This is a genomic window from Streptosporangium sp. NPDC000509 (assembly GCF_042898365.1).
In the GTDB taxonomy this organism is placed as follows: domain Bacteria; phylum Actinomycetota; class Actinomycetes; order Streptosporangiales; family Streptosporangiaceae; genus Streptosporangium.
This window is the reverse complement of sequence record NZ_JBIAYX010000003.1, coordinates 89,678-111,386: the sequence shown is the minus strand read 5'-3', so window position 1 is coordinate 111,386 and position 21,709 is coordinate 89,678. Positions and strand designations below refer to the sequence as shown.

The following is a 21,709-nucleotide window of genomic DNA, read 5'->3' as shown; positions in this document are numbered from 1 at the left end:
GGAGGCTTCGGGGCGGTGACCTGCTCGTGATGCGGGGCTGTGGAAAACCTGTTCGGAGAACCGGGGGGAAGTCGCGTGCTCCGCTCCGGATCCGGAAACCGGTGGCATCCCCTTGCGGGGCGGGCATGCCGGACACGGGAATGAGGGGTGAAAAAGCTGGGGTGATTGGTGCGAGAGTTAATTACCGTCCATATCACCCGGATAAGCCTCCCGTCAGCTAGCCAAACGGACATCTTCTTCTGAAGTGGCGTTGACAGCGGTGTTCCTATCAAACGAGCATGGGTCCTGGCTTTTGTCCGACAGCCCGTCCGCATGGTGCGCATAATGGCGTAAATTCGACCAGTAGTTCCCCATATTTTGATCACTCTGGGAGTCCCCCTAACCCATGAGGACCAGTGAGAAGCCAACGGGCCGCGTCCCGGTGAACGCCGAGCGTCAGACCTCGGCGGGCGCCCTGTCGGGTCCGGCGTCGCGCAAGCTCCCCGTGCCCCCACGCGAGCGCAAACCCGCCCTCGCCGCCCTCGCCGTCCTCCTCATCCTGGGCGGCGCCCTCGCCACCACGCTGCTCGTCCTGCGCAGCGGCGACCGCGTCTCGGCGATCGCCGTCTCCCAGCAGATCGGCGCCGGACAGCCCTTCACCGAGGCGATGCTCAAGGAGGTCCAGATCGCCGACACCGGCATCGGCTACGTGGCCTGGTCCCAGCGCGCCCGCGTCACCGAGAACTTCGCCCGCGTCACCCTCCTGCCCGGCACGCTCCTCACCCGCGACATGGTGGTCTCCTCCAGCAGGGAGCTCGGCCCGGGCAAGGCCCAGGTCGGCCTCGCGCTCAAACCCGGCCAGACACCGGGCACCCTGGAGCGCGGCGACCGGGTCCAGGTCGTCCACGTGCCGAGCAAGGGCGGCGGCGCCGACAGGGAGAGCCGGGTGCTGGCGCAGAGCGCCCTCGTCCACCAGATCGGCACGCCGGGCAGGACGGGGGCGAACGGCCTGGTCACCATCATCGTGGACAGCTCCGTCTCACCGCAGATCGTCGCGTACGCCTCCGCGGGTGAGATCGCCCTCGCCGAGCTGCCGGGAGCGCGCTGACGTGGCGCTCATCGTGCTGGCCGCCGACAAGGGCGCGCCCGGCGTGACCACGGCGGCCACCGCGCTCGGCGCGATCTGGCCGCGCCCGGTGCTGCTCGCCGAGTGCGACCCGGCGGGCGGCGACCTCGCCTACCGGCTGCCCGCCGCCGACGGCGGCGTGCTCAACCCCGCGCGCGGACTGCTCACCCTGGGGGCCACGGCCCGCAGGGGCCTGCACCCCGACCAGATCCACGAGCACACCCAGAAGATCGTCGGTGGTCTGGACGTGCTGGCCGGGCTCACCCACGGCGAGCAGGCGTCCGGGCTGACCTGGCTCTGGGGTCCGCTCGGCCGGGCGCTGGCCACACTGCCCGACGCCGACGTGCTCGCCGACTGCGGGCGTCTCGGCGGACACCCGCAGCTCGCCGAGCTGACCGCTGAGGCCGCGCTGGTGGTGCTGTTCACCAGGGCGAGCCTCGACCACGTCGCCCACCTGCGCGAACGCCTGCAGATCATGCCGCGCGAGCCCCAGGTGGGCGTGGTGGTGATCGCCGACCCCCGCCAGTACCGCACGACCATCGACGAGGTGCGCCGGATCGTCGCGGGCACCGGCAGGCACATCGCCTTCGTGAGCGGGCTCGCGCACGACCCCAAGGGCGCCGAGCTGCTGCGCGGCCAGTGGGGCGGACGTCTGGACCGCTCCCTGCTGATCCGCACCGCCAGGGAGCTGGGCGGCCGTCTCGACGCCCAGCTCCGCGCCCAGGAGTCGGCGGAGTCGGCCTTCCGCGCACGGGAGCAGGCCGCACGCTCGCCGGTCAAGCCCGCCGAGCCCGCCGAGCCTTCGAGCGGAGCGAGGCCGTGACCATCGACCACACGCTGGTGAAGCGTTTCCGGCAGGACGTCGGCGACAGGCTCGCCCACCAGCGCCGCCTCGACCAGGCGAGCGGCCTGCCACCGATGAGCGGCGAGGACGAGCGCCAGTTCGCCCGCGCGCTGATCGCCCAGATCCTCGAGGAGTTCGCCCGCGGCGAGATCGGCGTCGGCAGGACGCCGCCCACCGCCGAGGAGGAGGAGGCGCTGGCCGCGGGGATCCACGCGGCCCTGTTCGGCGTCGGCCGCCTCCAGCCGCTGCTCGACGACCCCGAGGTCGAGAACATCGACATCAACGGCTGCGACCGGGTGTTCGTCGGCTACGCCGACGGCCAGGAGCTCATGCGCGAGCCGGTGGCCGAATCCGACGAGGAGCTGGTCGAGCTGATCCAGATCCTCGCCGCCTACAGCGGCCTGTCCAGCAGGCCGTTCGACACCGCCAACCCCCAGCTCGACCTGCGCCTGCCCGACGGCTCCCGGCTCTCGGCCGTGATGGACGTGACGGTGCGCCCGTCCATCTCCATCCGCCGATCCCGGCTGGGCAAGGTGTTCCTCAGCGACCTCGTGGGAAACGGCACCCTCACCCCCGAGCTGGGACGGTTCCTCGCGGCCGCGGTGGCGGCGAGGAAGAACATCATGATCTCCGGTTCGACGAACGCGGGGAAGACGACCCTGTTGCGCGCGCTCGCCAACGAGATCCCGCCGTCCGAGCGCCTCATCACCGTCGAACGCGCGCTGGAACTCGGCCTCGACCAGTTTCCCGAGCTGCACCCCAACGTGGTCGCCTTCGAGCAAAGGCTCCCCAACTCCGAGGGCCAGGGCGAGATCAGCATGGCGGAGCTGGTCCGCCGCTCCCTGCGCATGAACCCGTCCAGGGTGATCGTCGGTGAGGTCCTCGGCGACGAGATCGTCACCATGCTCAACGCGATGACCCAGGGCAACGACGGCTCGCTGTCGACCATCCACGCCAACTCCTCGATGGAGGTCTTCAACCGCATCGCCACCTACGCCCTCCAGGCCTCGGAGCGCCTGCCGATCGAGGCCACCCACATGCTCATCGCCGGCGCGATCGACTTCGTGGTGTTCATCGAGAAGCGCAACGACTACGCGGTGGGCGGCAGGCTGCGCCGCTTCGTGTCGAGCGTGCGCGAGGTGGCCGGGGTGGACGGGCGGGTGCTCTCCTCCGAGGTGTTCGCGACGGCGCCCGACGGCCGGGTGATACCGCACGCTCCGCTGTCGTGCCTGGAGGAGCTCGCCCACTTCGGCTACGACCCGGGAGGCTGGACATGACCTCCCTGCCTCCGGGCCTGTTCGACCCGCTGGTGCTGCTCTCCGGCCTCGCGCTCGGCGCCGGGCTCTTCCTGCTCTTCCTCTCCCTGTACGGGGTGCCCGTCCGGCCGGCCACCCCCGGCAGGTCGGCGGGCAGGCGCGAGTTCCTGCGCGCGCTGTCCACCCGGTCGGCGGTGGGGGTCATCGCCGGGGTGCTCGTACTCGTGGTGACCGGGTGGCCGGTCATGGCGGTGGGGGCCGTGCTCCTCGCGCTGGCCTGGCGCGGCCTGTCCGGCGGCGCCGCGGAGGAACGGACCGCGATGCGGCGGCTGGAGGCCCTGGCCGCCTGGACCGAGTCGCTCCGCGACACCATCGCCGGGGCGTCCGGGCTGGAACAGGCCATCCCGTCCTCGATCCGGGCGGCCGCCCCCACCCTGCGCCCGCACCTGCGGTCCATGGTCGACCGCCTGCACACCAGGATGGCGCTGCCCGACGCGCTCAGGCTCTTCGCCGACGAGCTCGACGACCCCTCGGCCGACCTGGTCGTGGCCGCCCTCATCCTCAACTCCAAGCTGCGCGGCCCCGGCCTGCGCGACGTACTCGGCGCGCTGGCCGTGTCGGCCCGCGAGGAGCTCGACATGCGCCGCCGGGTCGAGGCCGAGCGCCGCTCCACCCGTCGCAGCGTGCAGATCGTGGTCGGTACGGCCCTCGCCTTCGCCGTCATGCTCGTCGTGTTCAACCCCTCCTACGTCGAGGAGTACGACAACACGCTCGGCCAGGCGGTGCTCGTGGTGGTCGCCGGATTCTTCGGCGCCGGATTCGCCTGGATGCGCCGCCTGGCCCGCTTCGACAAGCCCGCCCGCCTGCTCGGCCTGCCCTCGGGAGGCGAGGTGCGCGATGACTGAGGCGCTGCTCGCGGGATCGGTGCTCGGGATGGGCCTGTTCCTGCTGCTGCGGGCGCTGTTTCCGGCCCGTCCCGGACTGGTGACGCGCCTGATGGCGCTCGACGCCGCCAGGGAGGGCACCGACGCGCCCCGCGCGCGGCTCATCCTGCCCGACGAGGAGGTGAGCGCGTTCCGGCGCGGCCTGGGGGAGCGGATGGCCCGCTTCTACGCCGCGCGGGGCTGGGAGGCCCGCTCGGCGAGAGCCGACCTCGCGCTGCTCGGCAGGTCGTTCGAGGGCTTCCTCGCCACCAAGGTGCTGCTCGCGGTCTCCGGGCTGCTGGCGTTCCCGCTGCTGGTCGGCTGGCTGGTGCTGATGGGGTGGGGCCCGTCCCTCACCGTCCCGCTGTGGGCGGCGCTCGTGGTCGCCGGAGTCTTCTTCGTCCTGCCCGACCTGCAGGTCAAGCGGGACGCCGCGCGGATGCGCCGCGACTTCCGGCACGTCGTCGGCTCCTTCCTCGACCTCGTCGCGATGAACCTGGCGGGCGGGCGAGGGGTGCCCGAGGCGTTGATGATGGCGGTCTCGGTGGGCAGCCCCGGCCCCGACGAGGACGGGGCCAACTGGGCGATGTCCCGCATCCGCGAGGCGCTCGGCAACGCCAGGATCGTCGGCATCACCCCCTGGCAGGCCCTCGGCCAGCTCGGTGACGAGATCAACGTGGACGAGCTGCGCGACCTGTCCGCCGCCCTGGGGCTGGTCGCCGACGACGGCGCCAAGGTCCGCGCCTCCCTCACCGCCCGCGCCGCGACCATGCGGCGCCGGGAGCTCGCCGAGATCGAGGGGCAGGCGGGTGAGCGTTCCCAGTCGATGCTCGTCGCCCAGCTCCTGCTCTGCGCGGGTTTTGTGATCTTTCTGAGTTTTCCGGCCGCTATGAAGATGTTGGGGTCCTGACCATGCTGAGCCATCCGTGGATCGTCTACGCGGTCGCCGTTCTGAGCGTCCGGATCGAGAAGGCGCGCAGCGCCCCCACCCGGGGCGCCTCCGCCGTCGAATGGGTCATCATCACGGCCATCATCGCCGGGGTGGCGCTCGGACTCGCCACCCTCATCAAGGGCCTCGTCGAGGGCAAGCAGGCCGAGATCTCCAACCAGTTCGGCGGCGGGGGCGGCGGAGGCGGCGGCGGGGGCGGCGAACTTGGAGACCCGTGAGCGCGCGCGCCGCCGCACCCGAGAAGCCCGAGGAGCCCGGGAGGACCGGGATGACCGGGGCAGGGACGGCGAGCATGACCGGGAGGGCAGCGCGCGCCCCGGCGCCGGGGACCGTGCCGGCGAGCGCGGCGCCACGGTCGTCGAACTGGCGATCATCATGCCGGTGGTGCTGGTCGTCGTCCTGCTCATCGTGCAGTCCGCGCTGTGGTTCCACGGACGCCAGATCGCCGACGCCGCGGCGAGGGAGGGGGCGCGGCTCGCCAGGGTCGACTCCGAGTCCTGGCAGCAGGACGCCGAGTCCCGAGCCCAGGAGCTGATCCGCACCATCGGCCCGAAACTCCTCGAAGGTGCCACGGTCACCGCCTGGGAGGAGGGCGACCAGCGGGGTGTCGAGGTGAGTGCCTCGGCGGTCCAGGTCGTCCCGCTGCTGCCGTCCACCACGTTCACCGTCACCGCGCGCTTCGGCGGTCCCATCGAGTGCTTCCGTCCCGACGACGGGAGCGAAGGATGCGAGTGATCCCCTTGACGTCCGGCGGGGACAGGAACGAGCGCGGGTCGCTCAGCACCGAGACGGTGCTGCTCGCCCCGGTCTTCCTGCTGTTCCTGCTCTTCCTGGTGGGTGCGGGAAGGGTGGTCGAGGCCCAGGGCGAGGTCAACGGCGCCGCCAGGGACGCCGCCAGGGCCGCCTCCGTCGAGCGCACCCTGGCCGACGCCGAGACCGCCGCGGACGAGGCGGCCCGCGGAGCACTGTCGGGCGAGTGCGAGCCGCAGGTCAGCCTGTCCGGTACGACCTGGGAGGAGGGCGGCCAGGTCCACGCCGAGGTGACCTGCTCCCTGGACCTGGACTTCCTGGGCTTCGGGGCGGCCAAGGACATCAAGGGCGACTCGGTGGTCCCGCTGGAGCAGTTCAGGAGGGTCGAGGAGTGAACCCCGCGCACCCGTCTCCTTCCGCCGCGCCCGGCGAGCGGGGGTCGATGTCGATCTTCACGGTGATCTTCTCGGTGGTGGTGTTCCTGCTGGCCGGGCTGCTCGTCGACGGCGGGGCCGCCATCAACGCCCGGCTGCGGGCGGCCGACGTCGCCGAACAGGCCGCCAGGGCCGCCGCCGACCAGATCGACGTCGAGCACCTGCGCTCCACCGGCCAGGCCCGGCTGCTGGGGGAGGGGGAGTCCTGCGGGCAGGCCGAGGAGATCGTCTCCGCTCACGGCGGCGGCGACGTACAGCTCACGGAATGCACCCTCGGCGGCGGCCAGGGCGAGGTCACCGTGAGCGTCTCCGTCACCTGGAAGGCGTTCTTCCTGGCCGCCTTCGGCTTCCCCGGTTCGGAGATGGAGGCCGAGGCCACGGCCGGGCCGGACGTCGGGGAAGAGCAATTGCCGTGAATCGCCGGCCCACCGGTTGACCGAGGACGAATCCGAACGGGGAGGGAGACGAATGCCCACGCGACAGCCCGTGCGCATCAAGGCCAGGCGCACACCGGGAGACCTGCTGGCCGGCCTCGGCGCGCTCGTCGTCCTGGTCGCGCTCATCGCGGGGGTCCCCTACGCCCTGCTCCGGCTGGCCGGGCCGCCGCTCCCGCCCGAGCTGCTCAACCTCGACCTGCTGACCAGCCAGGTGGGTACGAGCACGATCGTCGCGATCCTCGTGCTGCTGGTCTGGCTCGCCTGGCTGCAGCTGGTGGTCTGCGTGCTGGTCGAGATCTACGCGGGGCTGCGCCGGGTCGGCATGCCGGCCAGGGTGCCGATGTCGGGCGGCACGCAGATGTTCGCCAACCGGCTGGTCTCGGCGGCCATGCTGCTGTTCACCGTCTCGGCGGTGGCCCTGCCGATCGCGAAGATGACCAGCCTGCCGCCCACCGCTCCCGGCATCGTCTCCACCGGCCTGTCGTCGCCGTCCGCCCCGGCCGCCGACGAGCGGGCCGAGCTGGCGCCCGCACGCAAGGCGAAGAAGGTCTACGTGGTGCAGCCGCCGCACGGGCGCCACCACGAGAGCCTGTGGGAGATCGCGGAGAAGTGCCTCGGCGACGGGCGCAGGTATCCGGAGATCTACCGGCTCAACCAGCACAAGGAACAGCCCGACGGCAGCCGCCTGCACATGGCCGACCTGATCAGGCCCGGCTGGGTCCTGGACATGCCGGACGACGCGCGCAACATCCACATCGTCCCGGCCTCCCAGCCGCGTGACGACACCCTCAAGGACCATCCGGACAAGCCGACGGAGCTGGACGGCCGTACCCAGACCATCACCCCCGGCCGCGCCGACCTTCCCGCGGAGCCCGCGCCCGAGGTCTCCGACCCCCGCGAAAGGGCCGGGGACAGGATCGGGGCCGAAGGGAGGCGGGAGGTCGGCCCGGCGCAGGAACGCGGGGACGGCGCTCGTGACAGTGCCCGTGACAGCGCTCGTGACAGCGCTCGTGACAGTGCCCGCACCGTGCCCGATACGGCGGCCGACAGCGGGCGGCAGGACCCCGGGCAGGTGGAGCGGCGAGACCCGGCGGCGGTGGCCGAACCCCCTGACATCGGGCAGAACGCCGGGCAGGAGACCGCCCTGGGGATGCTCGACTACCTGGCGGGGGCCTCGCTGGCGGCGGCGGGACTGCTCGCCGCGCTCGGACGCAGGCGCAGGCAGCAGCTCTGGCACCGCGCGTTCGGGCGCCGGATCACCCGGCCCAGGGACGACGCCGCCCAGGCCGAACTCGCGCTCAGGCTCGGTGCCGACGCCCCCGGCAGCCGGATGCTCGACGTAGGACTCCGGCTCCTCGGCAGGTCCCTCGCCGCCCAGAACCGCGTCCCGCCCACGATCTACGCCGCCCACCTGTCGCCGCTCACCCTCGACCTGTGGATCCACCCGCCGGACTCCGACGCGCCCGCGCCCTGGACCTCCCACGACGGCGGCCAGGTCTGGCGGCTTCCCGCGCACGAGGGCCGGATGATCGACGAGCGGACGCTCGCCGACGCGCCCGCCCCCTACCCGGGACTGGTCTCGATCGGTTCCAACGGTGAGGGCCGGGTGCTCGTCGACCTGGAGGCCGCCCACGGGCCGATCGGCATCAACGGCCCGCGGACCACCGAGGCCCTGGCCGCGCTCGCCGTGGAGCTGGCCACCAACCGCTGGTCGGACCGGATGCGCCTCACGCTGGTCGGCTTCGGCGAGGAGCTGACCGTGATCGCCTCCGATCGGATCAGATACGTGGGCGCCCTGGCGGAGATCCTGCCCGAGCTGGAGGCGGGGGCCGGTAAGCGCGATCACGCCGGTGAGGTGCTCACCGGCCGGATCCACGGGCGCGCCGGCGACCCGGTCGCCACGCCGCACTACCTGCTGTCCGCGATCGCCCCGACCCCCGAGGAGGGCCGCCGCCTCGCCCTGCTCGCGAGAAAGGGCGTACGGACCGCGGCCGGGTACGTGATCGCGGGTGACGTGCCGCACGCCACCTGGAACTGGACGATCACCGAGGGGGGCCGCGCCGAGATCGACGCGCTCGGCTTCGACGTGGCCGCGCAGCTGCTGCCCCGGCGCCAGTACCGGGCGCTGATCGACCTGTTCCTCGCGACCGAGCGGCTGGAGGGCGAGCCGCTTTCCGACGAGCCGGAGCCCGTACCGCACACTCCCTCGGTCGAGGTGCGCATCCTCGGTCCGGCCGAGGTCGTCGGCCCCCCGCCCATGGAGGAGGGACGGGCCGTGATCGCCGTCGAGCTCGCCGTCTACCTGGCGACGCACCCCGGTGGCGTCCACCCCGTCGTGCTCGGCGGCATCCTCTGGCCGAGGGGCGTGCAGTCGGTGGTGCGGGACGCCACGATCGCGAGGGTCGTCGCGTGGCTGGGCACCGACAGTCAGGGGCGGCCCAACCTCTACGCCGACGAGTCAGGGCGGCTCAAGCTCGGTCCCGAGGTGCGCACCGACTGGATGCTCTTCCGCGACCTCGTCCGCCGGTCGCACGCCGGCCCCGCCGGGCGCCCCGAGCTCCTTGACCGGGCACTCGGCCTGGTACGGGGCCCGCTGCTGAACGGCCGTCCCCGTGGCCGCTACGCCTGGCTCGCCGCCGACGACCTGGAGTACAACGTGACCGCGGGCGTCGCGGACGCCGCGCACCGGCTCTGCGAGGCGCGCCTGGCCCGAGGCGAGACCGACGAGGCCGTCGCGGCGGTGCGTGCCGGGCTGCTGCTGGCCGCGGACGACGAGGGGCTCTGGCGCGACCTGCTGCGGGCCACCCACCTCACCGCCGACCCCGTCCGCCTGCGCGCCGTGGTCGACGCCCTGCACCGCAGGGCCGAGTCCCATCCCTACGGCGGCGGGATGGCTCCCGAGACCGAGGCCCTCATCGACGAGCTGCTGCCCTCGTGGCGGATGCGCTCGGCCCCGACCGCATGACGGGCCGGGCGGACCCGGCCCGTGCGCCGGACGTCACGCGGTGGCGGGCGGGTGCCGCGCCCGGCGACCGTCGGGCGGGAGGTGTGGCGGGTCGTCGTGAGGAGGGCCGCGAGGAGGACGAGGAGAGAGTCATGCCGAATCGCGCATATCGGTGGTTTCGGTGGTCGGGCGCTCCTAGCGTGATCGGTGTGCGTGTCGCGATCGCGCTGGTCGTACTCCTGTCGACGGCCTGCGCCCCGTCGGAGGCCGAGCGGTTCACTCCCGTTGACCTTCCCGCCGAGACCTCCGCGCCGGGTGCCGCCGCGACGGCGCCGACGGCGCCGAGGGTGGAGACGGTCCAGGTCTCCGCCGACGTCCAGGTGGTGGTGGAGTGGCCGGTCACGACCGACGAGGACACCATCGCGATGATCAACACTTTCCGCGACTACCGTGCCGGGTCCTTCCGTTCGGTCGTCACCGGAGGTGAGGACACCGCGTACTACGAGACGGTCCAGGAGGGGGCGAGCATGGACGCGTACGCGTGGGTGAAGGCGTTCCTGGACCAGCGTCGTTCGGTGCGCGGGGTCTCCCGGCTGTACGCGCTGAACGTCGTCTCGGTCACCGGCAGGGGAGCCGAGTTGAACGCGTGCGTGGACGAGACCGGGATGCGACTGCTGGACGCGGAGACCGGGAAGGCGGTCCGCAAGCAGCCCGACTGGGCCAGGCGCCCCTTCCTCCAGGTCGCCGGCCTCCGGCGGGGTGACGACGGGGTCTGGCGGATCAAGCTGCTCCAGCACGCCAAACCTTTCAGTGACGCCTCGAAGGGATGTCATCGATGATCATGAATGTGGTGGTCGCGGGGCTGCTGCTGCTCGGTCCGAATCCCGGTGGCGGCGGTGGTGGCTCCGATGTTCAGGCCCGGGGCAGCCAGGACGGAAACAGGGCGGAGGTCATGCTCAGGAACTCCCAGATCATCATCAGCGGGAACGGCCGCGGGGGAAAAAGCGACGGTTACCGGCTCAAGCGGCCCTGCTGGTACGAACCCGCCCAGAACGCCTCAGAGATGCTGGACTTCCAGCAGCGGACCACCCGGGTGGACCCGGGCGCGCCGCAGACCCGGCAGGAGGCACTCCAGCCTTTCGTGGAGAAGCTCGGCGAGGAGGGGCGCTGGTGGACGGTCGCCCACGACGCGTCCGATCCCAACGGGGTGAGCTGCCAGATGGGGCTGGACACCTACGTGTTCGTACCGCCCAACACGACCCCGCCCGCGGGGATCACCATGGCCGAACTGGTCGACATCGCCCGCGCCGCGCTCACCGTCCCCGAGCCGAAGATCGAGCTCAACCCGGACGCCAAGAGCTACGTCAACCTGCCGACCTGGGTCTGGCTGAGCGGTGTCGGCGAGACCACCAGGTCCGTGACCGCGACGCTGCCCGGGATCATGAGCGCCACCGTGACCGCCACCCTGCAGGACATCCAGATCGACGCGGGTACCACCGCGGACCGGGCGGAGGTCAAGGAGGAGTGCGGTCCGGGCGGCAAGCCGTACCAGCAGGGCGCCGAGTTCACCTGCGGCGTCCGCTATCTGCGCTCCTCGATCGACCAGCCGCGTGACGTCTACGTGCTGGAGGTCACCTCGGTCTGGCCCATCGAGGTCGAGGACGACGTGGTGCCCTTCGTCTACGACCCGATCGAGGTGGGGGTGACCCGCGACGTCCCGGTGGGCGAGGTGCAGAGCACGGTGAGAAAGGCCGGTTGACCGTCCCGGATGATCGCCGGTCCCGGTCAGCGGTCCTGCCCGCGGGTCCTGAGGCGTTCGGCGGCCGGCGCCCCCTCGTGGGTGAGCAGCCACTGCTTCACCGGGGTGCCGTAGTAGTAGCCGCCGTACCCGCCGGTGGACGGCAGGATGCGGTGGCAGGGGACGAACGGCGCGATCAGGTTCCGCGCGCACGCGGACCCCGCGGCCCTGGCCGCGGTCCTGGGCAGGCCCGCCCGCTCGGCGAGCTCGGCGTAGCTGATCGTGACGCCCGCGGGCACCTGGCGCAGGGCGGCGAGCAGCCGCTGCCGGGTGGGCGTGCCCGGCTGTTCCACCGGAACCGCGTCGAGGGCGGCGAGGTCGCCGTCCAGATAGTCGCGTACCGCCCGCGCCGGCCCGCCCAGGTCGTCGCTGAGAACGAGCCCTTCTGCGCGTACCTCGGGGGAGAGCCGCGCGAACATCTCCTCGGGTCCCGCCGCGGTGAAGCCCGCCGCCAGCAGCACACCCTCGCGGGCGAGCATGGCGAGCGGACCTGCCGGGGTGTCGAGAACCTGTGCCTCTATCATGCCGAGCTCCAAAGGTGCAGCGCGGCGTACGCCCGCCAGGGACGCCACCGCTCGATGTGATCTTCAGGGATGCCGAGGCAGGCCATGGCCCGCCGCAGGCCGAGGTCTCCGCCAGGCCAGGCGTCCGGGTCGCGCAGCGCCCGCAGCGCGATGTAACCGCAGGTCCACGGCCCGATGCCGGGAACCTCCAGCAGGGCGGCCACCGCTCGCGCGGGCTCCTGCGCGCCGTCCAGGTCGATCTCGCCGCTCGCCACCCGCGCGGCGAGCGCCTTCAGCGTCGCCACCCGCCGCCCGGTCAGGCCCAGCCCGGCGAGATCGGCCTCGGCGAGCTCCTCCGCGGTCGGGAACAGGTGGGGCAGGCCCTGGTCGCCGGTGGGGCGCCCGGCCCTGGCCGCGACGCGGCCCAGGATGGTACGGGCACCGGCGACGGAGATCTGCTGGCCGACCACGGCGCGGACGGCCATCTCGAAACCGTCCCAGGCGCCGGGCACGCGCAGCCCGGGGCGGGCGGCGACGAGCGGAGCCAGCGAGGTCTCGCCGAGGGCGGAGGAGATCGCCTCGGGGTCCGCGTCGAGGTCGAGGAGGCGGCGGCAGCGGGCGACGATCCTGGCCAGGTGGCGGGTGTCGTCGACGCTCACCTCCAGCCGTACGTGGCCCGGCACGGGGGTGAGGGTGATCGTTCCGCCGGGGACGGCCCGGCGGTAGGACGTGCCGTCCCCGTGCTCCAGCCCGGGGATCGCCCTCGCCGCCAGGAACCGCATCAGGGTCTCGGCGTCGTAGGGCTCCCTGCGGTGCAGCCGCAGGGTGAGCGCGTCGCCGCGTATCTCCGGCCGCGCCCCGGTCGTCGCCCGCAGCTCGCCGGGGGTGAAGCCGTAGGTGTCCTTCATGGTCGCGTTGAACTGCCGTACGCTGCCGAAACCCGAGGCGAACGCCACGTCGACGATCGGCAGCCCGGTCTCGGTGAGCAGCTGCTTGGCCAGCAGAAGGCGCTTGGTCCTGGCCACGGCGAGCGGGCCCACGCCGATCTCCGCGGTGAACAGCCGGTGCAGGTGCCGTCCGGTGATGTGCAGCCGCCCGGCCAGCCGGGTCATCCCGCCGTCGTCCGCCACCCCCTCGTCGATCAGCCGGAGCGCCCGGCCGACCAGGTCGCCCCGGTGGTCCCAGCCGGGATCGCCGGGGCTCAGCTCGGGCCGGCACCGCTTGCACGGCCGGAACCCGGCCGCCTCGGCCGAGGCCGCGTGGCGGTAGAACCGCACGTTGCGGGTGGAGGGGGTGCGTGCCGGGCAGATCGGCCGGCAGTAGATGTTGGTGGAGGTGACCGCCGTGTAGAACCGCCCGTCGAACCGGGCGTCCCTCGCGGCCACCGCGCGGTAACAGGAGTCGAAGTCGAGTTCTCTCACGGACACGGTGACGACGCTACCCGCGGCTCAGGGGGGACGGCTGGCGGGAATCGGACCTGGCCGTGGCGGCCCGTCGCGCCGGGGCCGGGACGGTCCACGGGGGGCCGGGAACCGGCCGCGGCAGTCGTCGCGACACAGGCCGGGGACCGGACGGTCCGGCGGAGGTCACTTGGAGGAGACGCCGACGCCGATCTCGAACTCCCGGTAGACGCGGGCCCAGAATCCGTCGCGGAGCCAGACGCGCGCCTCGGGGTACGGGCGCAGGGAGTGGCCCAGCTCCTTCTCCGCCTCGATGAGCAGCTCGGTGTCGATCACCGTGGGCAGAATCGGCCCCGGCAGCAGGTCGCGGATGTTGTCGCGGCCGCGGGTGAGGATCCACTTCTGGGCGACGTGCTCGCCGACCTCCTCGACGCGCGGGCGGCTCGGCCCCAGCTTGGTGACCTGGCCCACGGGGGCCTTGGGCTTGGCGGCGGTGCGTCCGGCGAAGACCTGGGCGGGGGAGGGGGCGATCGGGGGCACCGGCACGGGGACCGGTGCGGGGGCGCGGCTGAAGTAGGAGCGCAGGAAGTCGGCGCTGATGATCTCGACGGTGTCGGACTCCCAGACCAGGCGTTCCGCCTGGTTGGTGCCGTAGGGGGGCTCCACGCCCCACAGGTGGATCCGCACCCCGTAGGCCTGGGCGGCCTCGACGGCGGGGACCATGTCCTCGTCCCCGGCGAGCAGTATCGTGTCGCTCACCGCGTGGTGCCTGGCCAGCGCCTCCAGGTCGCTCCTGATCTGCGCGTCCACGCCCTTCTGCTGGCCTCGCGCGTTCAGGTTGCCCAGGCGCACCTTGACCCAGGGGAGCTGGGCGATGACCCGCTGGTCGACGGTCGGCACCCGGTCGCGGGCGGCGTCGTACCAGTAGATCCGGAGCAGCTCGCCGTGGATGCGCTCCTCGGCGTGCTTCTGCAACGCCTGGATCAGCTCGTCCGCCGCCACCCGGTACTCCTTGCGCTCCTTGGCGCCCAGGAGCACCTCCCCGGCCGCCGCGTACAGATAGCCGACGTCGACCAGGACGGCGTACTTCGCGGCGATGGGATGTGATGTGAGGTCCAGGATGCTCATGTCGTCCTCCAGGCCTCGGAACTAACTGATCGGCTGACTATATGCGCCCATTTCTTAGATGGTCCCAACTCTCGCGCAACTTGACACCCCGTTCCTTGGATCTATCTCGGCAGCGCGCTGGATCGCCACGCGCCTTGTCCGACAGGAAGTGCTTTTCGCATGCGATCTGAGGGATTGCTCCATGATTTCGAGGTCTGCGGGGTTTTTCGCACCGGATTCGCCGGTGTGGCGCGCGCCGAGAGGGCGATCACCACCGCGGCGATCTCCTCGGGGGTCGCATCCCCCTTAATGATCTTCAGGTGTCTCATAGCGGGATGTTCCCGTGCTTCTTCGGGGGCAGGGTCGCGCGCTTGCCACGCAGGGCCCGTAGCGCCTTGACGATCTGGACGCGGGTGTCTGAAGGGCGGATCACGGCGTCCACATACCCACGTTCGGCCGCGAGATACGGGTTGGCGAGAGTGTCTTCGTACTCGGTCACGAACCTGGCCCGCGCGGCGTCCGGCTCCTCGGCCGCGGCCAGCTCGCGCCGGTAGAGGATGTTGACCGCGCCCTGCGCGCCCATCACCGCGATCTGCGCGGTCGGCCAGGCCAGATTGATGTCGGCGCCCAGGTGCTTGGACCCCATGACGTCGTACGCCCCACCGTACGCCTTCCTGGTGATGACCGTGACCAGGGGCACGGTCGCCTCCGCGTAGGCGTAGAGCAGCTTGGCGCCGCGCCGGATGATCCCGTTCCATTCCTGGTCGGTGCCCGGCAGGAATCCGGGAACGTCGACGAATGTCAGTACGGGAATGTTAAAGGCATCGCAAGTACGAACGAATCTCGCGGCTTTCTCGGAGGCCGCGATGTCCAGCGTTCCGGCGAAACTCATCGGCTGGTTGGCGACGATCCCCACGGAGCGTCCCTCGACCCTGCCGAAACCCACGAGGATGTTCGGCGCGAATTGCGCGTGCACCTCCAGGAATTCGCCGTCGTCGAGGACGTGTTCGAGAACCGTCCGCATTTCGTAGGGCTGGTTCGCCGAGTCGGGGATGAGCGTGTCGAGCTCGCGGTCGGAGTCGGTGGTCTCCAGCGGCGGATCGGCGTCGAACGCCGGTGCCTCGTCCATGTTGTTGGACGGCAGGTACGACAGCAGCGCCCTGGCGAAATCCAGGCAGTCGGCCTCGTCGGACGCCTCGTAGTGGGCCACACCCGAGCGGGAGTTGTGCGTGTGCGCACCGCCGAGCTCCTCGAACGTCACCTCCTCGCCGGTGACCGTCCTGATCACGTCGGGGCCGGTGATGAACATGTGCGACTTCTCCGACACCATCAGCACGAAGTCGGTGAGCGCGGGCGAGTAGACGGCGCCACCCGCGCAGGGACCCATGACGAGCGAGATCTGCGGGATCACCCCGGAGGCGTGGACGTTGCGCCGGAAGATCTCGGCGTACAGGCCCAGCGAGACGACGCCCTCCTGGATGCGCGCCCCTCCGGAGTCGTTGATGCCGATCACCGGGCAACCGGTCTTCAGCGCGTGGTCCATCACCTTGACGATCTTCTCTCCGAAGACCTCGCCCAGGGACCCGCCGAAGACCGTGAAGTCCTGGGCGAACACCGCCACCGGGCGGTCGTCGACCGTGCCGTACCCGGTCACGACCCCGTCACCGTACGGCCGCTGGCGCTCCAGGCCGAAACTGGTGGACCGGTGCCTGGCCAGCTCGTCGAACTCCACGAAGCTGCCCTCGTCGAGGAGGGCGAGCACCCGCTCCCTCGCGGTCATCTTCCCGGCGGCGTGCTGCTTCTCGACGGCTCGTGCCGAACCCGCGTGGGCCGCCTCACCCAGGCGGCGCTCAAGATCGGCCAGCTTGCCGGCCGTCGTGTGGATGTCGGGTCCGGAATCCAGCGGTTCGGCGCTCAGGGGCTCGCTCATTCCAGCAGGGTAACCGTCCGCTCACATCGCGAACCATCGGGGGCGATCGTTCGTTTCCTCCCTGCGAGTGGACTGAGTGGACTGATCGGTCGAGCTGGGGGAAGGGCGGCGCCATGGCTGATATCACGGAGGCGGTAAGAACACGGGGGCTGGTCAAGAGATTCGGGCAGCAGGTCGCCGTGGGAGGTGTCGACCTGGTCGTGCCACAGGGCGGTTTCGCCGGGCTTGTCGGACCCAACGGGGCGGGGAAGACCACCACCCTCAGCATGGTCACCGGCCTGCTCCGCCCCGACGACGGCTCGGTCCACATCGGTGGCGCCGACGTCTGGCGTGACCAGGTCGCGGTCAAGGCCCGCATCGGGGTGCTCCCCGAGGGGTTACGCCTGTTCGAGCGCCTGTCGGGCAGGGAGCTGCTCTCCTACAACGGCCAGCTCCGCGGCATCCCCAAGGCCGAGGTGGACCGGCGGGCGGAGGAGTTGCTGAACGTCATGGCCCTCACCGGCTCGGCGGACAAGCTCGTCGTCGACTACTCCACCGGCATGCGCAAGAAGATCGGCCTGGCCGCGGCGCTGCTGCACAACCCCGACGTGCTCTTCCTCGACGAGCCGTTCGAGGGCGTCGACCCGGTCAGTGCCAACACCCTCGTCGAGGTGCTCAGGCGCTACACCGCCTCCGGCTCGACGGTGGTCTTCTCCAGCCACGTGATGGAGCTCGTCGAGCGCCTGTGCGACTGGGTCTCGGTGATGGACCGCGGGCGGATCGTCGCCCAGGGGCCGCTGGACGAGGTGAGAGCGGGCCGCAGTCTCAACGAGGCGTTCCTCGCCCTGGTCGGGGCGAGGGGCGACGGCGATCCGGCGGGACGGGAGGGCCTGTCGTGGCTGGGCGCGACCCCCTCGTGAACGCCGGGACCGTACGGGTGGGGCCCATGGTGTTCGTGCGGCTCAAGCTGCGGCTCGTCGCGGGAAACCTGCGGGGCAGCACCCAGCGCCTGCTGGGGTTCGTCTTCACGACGATCGCCGCGCTCCTCTTCGGCACCGTCGGCTTCCTGATGATGTCCTCGCTGCGCCTCGCGTCCGCCGACGTCGCCGTGGAGACCGTGACCGTGCTGTTCACCGTCTTCCTGGTGGGCTGGGCGATCGTGCCGCTGCTGGCGTTCGGGGTGGACGACACGCTCGACCCGTCGCGCCTCGCCCTGTTCCCGCTGCGGACCGGCCAGCTCGTCACCGGCATGTTCGCCGCCTCGATCACCGGCGTGTGGCCGCTCGCCTCGCTCGCCGTGACGGCGGGGGCGGTGGCCGGTCTGGCCACCGGGATCGGCGGGGTGTTCCTGGGCGCGGTCGTGGTGCTGCTCCACTTCGCGCTCTGCGTCATGCTCTCGCGGCTGGTCACCACGTCGCTGTCGGGGATCCTGCGCACCCGCAGGGGCCGCGACGTGCTCGCCGTCTCGGTGGTCTTCTTCGTCCTGGCGGCCCAGCTGCCCAACCTGCTGATCAACGGCGGCGTGTCGGCCGATCCCAGGGCCGTGCTGCACGCCCTGGCCTCGGCGCTGAGCTGGACCCCCTCCGGTGTCGCGGCCCGCTCCATCGCCGACGGCGGCCTGACGGCGCTCGCCGGGGCGGCCCTGCTCGCGCTCCTGATCGCCGGGGCGGGGTGGCTGTGGATCGCGGCGCTGCGCCGCGCCCTGGTCACCCCCGACGCCTCCACCCAGGGCGCGTCGGTGCGCAACTCCCGTGGCCTGCTGGCGAAGGTCCTGCCCGACGGCCCGCTCGCCGCGGTCGTGGGCAAGGAGTTCAGGTACGCCAGGCGCGACCCGCGAGGCAGGGTCGGCTGGTTCGCCGCCATCGCGGTCACCGGCGTGATGGCCTTCTCCATGTACGGGGACGGCGAGGGCGCGGCCGGGGGCGTCCTCGCGATCGCGCCCGCCTGCATCGGCGCGGTGATGATCAGCATCCAGTGGTGCAACGCCTTCGGTATCGACGGCCGTTCCCTGTGGATGAACGCCGTCGCCTACGGCAGCGACCGCGACTGGCGTACCGACATCGCCGGGAGGCACCTCGCCGTGGCGACGATCGCGGTCCCGCTGCTGCTCCTGCTCGCCGCGGTCGCGGCGCTGCTCGCCGGGGACGTCGGGTGGGTGGTCCCCGCCGCGCTCACCGCCTGGGGCGTGCTGGGGGCCGGGCTCGGCGTGGGCGCGCTGACCAGCGTGCTGGTGCCCTACACCGTGCCCGAGCGCCTGAACGCCTTCACCGGCGCGGCCCCCGGCCAGGGCGGTATCGCCTTCGTGGCGTCGTTCGGCGCGCTGATCTGCACCGGCCTGCTCGCGCTGCCGATCGTCCTGCCGGTCCTGCTCGGCCTCACCTGGGTCAGCGCGCTCGCGGTGCCGTACGGGCTGCTGCTCTCCTGGGGCGGCCGCAGGATCGCGGGAAAGATCGCCTTCGCCAGGTATCCGGCGCTCCTGCAGGCGACCTCCGTCGCCACCTGACGCCTCCGCGCTTTCCCTCCGGGCCGTACGCGGGCCCGGAGGGGAGCGCCCTGACGGCTGCCGGGACGGTCACGAACGGTCCTCGGCGGCTGTCACGCACGGCCCCGGGAACGGCCGGGGAGCAGCCTCCTCAGTGGTCTAGTCCAATGGGTGAGACCGGTCTCCGTTCGACAAAACGGACTCGGTACGCTGGCGAGCATGCCCGCCACCGTGTCCCATCAGGCAGAGCGTTCCTCCGCTGTCACCGAGATGCCCGACGAGCTGCGCGCGGACGTGCGACTGCTCGGCGAGCTCCTGGGGCAGGTCATCGCCGAGCATGGCGGCGATGACCTGCTCGCCGATGTCGAACGGCTACGCAAGGCCGTCATCGGGGCCCGCAGAAAGCAGGTGTCGGTCGACGAGATCACCGCGATGGTGGCCGAGTGGCCGATCGACCGCGCGGTGCAGATCGCCCGCGCGTTCACCTGTTACTTCCACCTGGCGAACCTCGCCGAGGAACACTTCAGGATCCGCACGCTCAGGGTTCGCGACACCGGCGAGGAGCCGCTGCCCGAGTCCCTGGCACAGGCCGTGCAGGAGCTCGGCGACGGCAAGGTCGCCGAGCTCGTCGAGGGACTGCGCCTGCACCCCGTGCTGACCGCGCACCCCACCGAGGCCCGCAGGCGCGCCGTGGTCACCGCGATCCAGCGCATCAGCGGCCAGCTCACCGCCTACAACAGCTCGGACAGGGGCGCGGCCGAGCGGGCGGAGACCCGGCGGCGGCTGCTGGAGGAGATCGACCTGCTGTGGCGTACCGCCCAGCTCAGGTCCACCAAGCTCGACCCGCTGGACGAGGTGCGCACCGCGATGGCGGCCTTCGACGAGACCCTCTTCCGGGTGGTCCCGCAGGTCTACCGCGCCCTGGACGCCGCGCTCGGCGGCGGAGGCGGCACCGCCAAGCCCCGGGCCCGCGCCTTCATCAGGTACGGCAGCTGGATCGGCGGCGACCGCGACGGCAACCCGAACGTCACCTCCAAGGTGACCAGGGACGCGGTGCTCATCCAGGCCGAGCACGTGCTGATCGCCCTGGAGAACGCCACGCTCAGGATCGGCCGCTCGCTCACCCTCACCGCCGACTACACCCCCGCCTCGGCGGGGCTGAGGGCCGCGCTGTCGAGCGCTGTGAACGACCACCCCGACGTGGTCTCGGAGATGGCGACCCGCTCCCCGAGGGAGCCGCACCGGCAGTGGCTGATGTTCGTCGCCGCCCGCATCGCGGCCACCCGCCAGCGCGGCCTCGACCTGGCCTACCGCTCGCCCGAGCAGCTGCTCGCCGACCTGCGCACGGCCCAGGACTCGCTGGTCGAGGCCGGGGCGAACCGGCAGGCGTACGGAGAGCTGCAGCACCTCATCTGGCAGGTGGAGACGTTCGGCTTCCACCTGGCCGAGCTGGAGGTCCGCCAGCACTCGCAGGTCCACGCCGCCGCACTGGAGGACATCGCCGCCGGGCGCACCTCCGAGCGGACCGAGGAGGTCCTGGCCACGATCCGCACGATCGCCTGGATCCAGGAGCGGTTCGGGGTGACCGCCTGCCGCCGCTACGTCGTCTCCTTCACCCGCTCGGCCGACGACATCGCCGCCGTCCACGCGCTGGCCGCGCACGCGATGGGCGACCGGGCACCCAGGCTCGACGTCGTCCCGCTGTTCGAGTCGGGCGCCGACCTGGCCGCCGCCCCGGCCGTCCTGTCGGGGATGCTCCAGATCCCGGCCGTACAGGCCAGGCTCGCCGAGGAGCGGCGCCTGGAGGTCATGCTCGGCTACTCCGACTCCGCCAAGGAACTCGGCCCGGCCGCCGCGACCCTGAAGCTCTACGAGGCCCAGGAGGCGCTCGCCACCTGGTCGGCCGAGCACGACGTGCCGCTCACGCTGTTCCACGGCCGGGGCGGCGCCCTGGGCCGAGGCGGCGGCCCGGCCAACAGGGCCGTGCTCGCGCAGGCCCCAGGGTCGGTCGGCGGCAGGTTCAAGGTCACCGAGCAGGGCGAGGTCATCTTCGCCCGCTACGGCCACGACGCCATCGCCCGCCGCCACATGGAGCAGGTCACCTCGGCGGTGCTGCTCGCCTCCACCCCGTCCATCGAGGCCCGGACGGCCGAGGCGGCGGGGCGCTTCCGCGGTGTGGCCGAACGGGTCGCCTCCGCCTCGGAGAAGGCGTACCGGCTGCTGACCGAGGCGCCCGGCTTTCCCGAGTGGTTCTCCCTGGTCAGCCCGCTGGAGGAGATCGGCTCGCTGCGCCTGGGTTCCCGCCCGGCCCGGCGCGGTCTCGGCGCGCCCCGGTCCCTGGACGACCTGCGGGCCATCCCGTGGGTGTTCGCCTGGGCACAGACCCGGGTCAACCTGCCGGGCTGGTACGGCCTGGGCAGCGGCCTGGAGGCGGTGATCTCCGAGGCGGGCCTGGACGAGCTGCGCGCCGCCTACCGCGAGTGGCCGCTGTTCGCCTCGCTGCTGGACAACGTGGAGATGTCGCTCGCCAAGACCGACCGTGACATCGCCGCCCGCTACCTCGCGCTCGGCGCGAGGGACGACTTCGTCGAGCAGGTCCTGACCGAGTACGACCTGACGCGCCGCCTGGTCCTGGAGATCACCGGCCACACCCGCCTGCTGGAGGACCGCAAGGTGCTGTCCCGCGCGGTGCAGCTCCGCGACCCGTACGTGGACGCGCTCTCCCACCTGCAGTTGCGCGCCCTGTCCACGCTTCGCGCGGACGAGGGGCTGTCGGAGGACGAGCGCGAGCGCCTGTCCACGCTGCTGCTCCTGTCGGTCAACGGCGTCGCCGCCGGCCTGCAGAACACCGGCTGAGCGCGGGCGGAC

At 72.0% G+C, this 21,709-nt stretch carries 20 protein-coding genes; 15 read left to right on the top strand and 5 right to left on the bottom strand.

Features of this window, described 5'->3' with window-relative positions:
- Positions 1–385 precede the first annotated feature (385 nt).
- The 12 genes from ACFY3D_RS06765 to ACFY3D_RS06710 all read left to right on the top strand — a co-directional run bounded on the left by ACFY3D_RS06765 (position 386) and on the right by ACFY3D_RS06710 (position 11,401).
- Positions 386–1,087, top strand: coding sequence for a hypothetical protein (locus ACFY3D_RS06765; RefSeq protein WP_362502529.1), 702 nt, complete (start codon positions 386–388; stop codon positions 1,085–1,087).
- A 1-nt stretch (position 1,088) separates the two neighbouring features.
- Positions 1,089–1,928, top strand: coding sequence for a hypothetical protein (locus tag ACFY3D_RS06760; RefSeq protein ID WP_389774113.1), 840 nt, complete (start codon positions 1,089–1,091; stop codon positions 1,926–1,928).
- Positions 1,925–3,226, top strand: coding sequence for an ATPase, T2SS/T4P/T4SS family (locus ACFY3D_RS06755; protein ID WP_362896293.1), 1,302 nt, complete (start codon positions 1,925–1,927; stop codon positions 3,224–3,226). The genes ACFY3D_RS06760 and ACFY3D_RS06755 overlap by 4 nt, the downstream gene beginning before the upstream one ends.
- Positions 3,223–4,110, top strand: coding sequence for a type II secretion system F family protein (locus tag ACFY3D_RS06750; protein ID WP_350946397.1), 888 nt, complete (start codon positions 3,223–3,225; stop codon positions 4,108–4,110). The genes ACFY3D_RS06755 and ACFY3D_RS06750 overlap by 4 nt, the downstream gene beginning before the upstream one ends.
- Positions 4,103–5,038 (top strand): type II secretion system F family protein, encoded by a 936-nt coding sequence (locus ACFY3D_RS06745; protein WP_389975821.1) that lies wholly within the window; start codon positions 4,103–4,105, stop codon positions 5,036–5,038. Before ACFY3D_RS06750 ends, ACFY3D_RS06745 begins: the two co-directional genes overlap by 8 nt.
- 2 nt (positions 5,039–5,040) lie before the next feature.
- Positions 5,041–5,295: a hypothetical protein gene (locus ACFY3D_RS06740; RefSeq protein WP_389975818.1), complete on the top strand. Its 255-nt coding sequence runs from the start codon at positions 5,041–5,043 to the stop codon at positions 5,293–5,295.
- Entirely contained in the window at positions 5,282–5,812 is a 531-nt protein-coding gene (locus ACFY3D_RS06735; RefSeq protein WP_389975815.1) for a TadE/TadG family type IV pilus assembly protein, read from the top strand. The genes ACFY3D_RS06740 and ACFY3D_RS06735 overlap by 14 nt, the downstream gene beginning before the upstream one ends.
- Positions 5,809–6,222, top strand: coding sequence for a TadE/TadG family type IV pilus assembly protein (locus tag ACFY3D_RS06730; RefSeq protein ID WP_389975811.1), 414 nt, complete (start codon positions 5,809–5,811; stop codon positions 6,220–6,222). The genes ACFY3D_RS06735 and ACFY3D_RS06730 overlap by 4 nt, the downstream gene beginning before the upstream one ends.
- Positions 6,219–6,677: a flp pilus-assembly TadE/G-like family protein gene (locus ACFY3D_RS06725; protein ID WP_389975808.1), complete on the top strand. Its 459-nt coding sequence runs from the start codon at positions 6,219–6,221 to the stop codon at positions 6,675–6,677. Before ACFY3D_RS06730 ends, ACFY3D_RS06725 begins: the two co-directional genes overlap by 4 nt.
- 52 nt (positions 6,678–6,729) lie before the next feature.
- On the top strand, positions 6,730–9,663 hold the full coding sequence (locus ACFY3D_RS06720; RefSeq protein ID WP_389975805.1) for a BTAD domain-containing putative transcriptional regulator: 2,934 nt from the start codon (positions 6,730–6,732) through the stop codon (positions 9,661–9,663).
- A 188-nt stretch (positions 9,664–9,851) separates the two neighbouring features.
- Entirely contained in the window at positions 9,852–10,481 is a 630-nt protein-coding gene (locus ACFY3D_RS06715; RefSeq protein WP_389975802.1) for a hypothetical protein, read from the top strand.
- On the top strand, positions 10,478–11,401 hold the full coding sequence (locus tag ACFY3D_RS06710) for a hypothetical protein (RefSeq protein WP_389975799.1): 924 nt from the start codon (positions 10,478–10,480) through the stop codon (positions 11,399–11,401). Before ACFY3D_RS06715 ends, ACFY3D_RS06710 begins: the two co-directional genes overlap by 4 nt.
- Positions 11,402–11,427: 26 nt before the next feature.
- Here ACFY3D_RS06710 and ACFY3D_RS06705 read toward each other — a convergent pair whose 3' ends face one another.
- The 5 genes from ACFY3D_RS06705 to ACFY3D_RS06685 all read right to left on the bottom strand — a co-directional run bounded on the left by ACFY3D_RS06705 (position 11,428) and on the right by ACFY3D_RS06685 (position 16,380).
- Complete coding sequence (locus tag ACFY3D_RS06705; RefSeq protein ID WP_389975796.1) at positions 11,428–11,964, bottom strand: methylated-DNA--[protein]-cysteine S-methyltransferase; 537 nt, start codon at positions 11,962–11,964, stop codon at positions 11,428–11,430.
- Positions 11,961–13,370, bottom strand: a complete 1,410-nt coding sequence (locus ACFY3D_RS06700) for an AlkA N-terminal domain-containing protein (RefSeq protein WP_389975793.1) — start codon at positions 13,368–13,370, stop codon at positions 11,961–11,963. Before ACFY3D_RS06700 ends, ACFY3D_RS06705 begins: the two co-directional genes overlap by 4 nt.
- 159 nt (positions 13,371–13,529) lie before the next feature.
- Positions 13,530–14,471 carry an NYN domain-containing protein gene (locus tag ACFY3D_RS06695; RefSeq protein WP_350946408.1) on the bottom strand — a complete coding sequence of 314 codons (942 nt, stop codon included), beginning with the start codon at positions 14,469–14,471 and terminating at the stop codon, positions 13,530–13,532.
- 101 nt (positions 14,472–14,572) lie between these two features.
- Positions 14,573–14,779: an acyl-CoA carboxylase subunit epsilon gene (locus ACFY3D_RS06690; RefSeq protein WP_389975790.1), complete on the bottom strand. Its 207-nt coding sequence runs from the start codon at positions 14,777–14,779 to the stop codon at positions 14,573–14,575.
- On the bottom strand, positions 14,776–16,380 hold the full coding sequence (locus tag ACFY3D_RS06685) for an acyl-CoA carboxylase subunit beta (RefSeq protein ID WP_350946410.1): 1,605 nt from the start codon (positions 16,378–16,380) through the stop codon (positions 14,776–14,778). The genes ACFY3D_RS06690 and ACFY3D_RS06685 overlap by 4 nt, the downstream gene beginning before the upstream one ends.
- A gap of 113 nt (positions 16,381–16,493) precedes the next feature.
- Here ACFY3D_RS06685 and ACFY3D_RS06680 point away from each other — a divergent pair, with 113 nt between their 5' ends.
- From ACFY3D_RS06680 to ACFY3D_RS06670, 3 genes are all read left to right on the top strand, one after another.
- Positions 16,494–17,279 (top strand): ABC transporter ATP-binding protein, encoded by a 786-nt coding sequence (locus ACFY3D_RS06680; protein WP_362920136.1) that lies wholly within the window; start codon positions 16,494–16,496, stop codon positions 17,277–17,279.
- Entirely contained in the window at positions 17,255–18,862 is a 1,608-nt protein-coding gene (locus tag ACFY3D_RS06675) for a hypothetical protein (protein WP_389975787.1), read from the top strand. The genes ACFY3D_RS06680 and ACFY3D_RS06675 overlap by 25 nt, the downstream gene beginning before the upstream one ends.
- A gap of 198 nt (positions 18,863–19,060) precedes the next feature.
- Entirely contained in the window at positions 19,061–21,697 is a 2,637-nt protein-coding gene (locus ACFY3D_RS06670) for a phosphoenolpyruvate carboxylase (protein ID WP_389975784.1), read from the top strand.
- Positions 21,698–21,709: the final 12 nt, after the last annotated feature.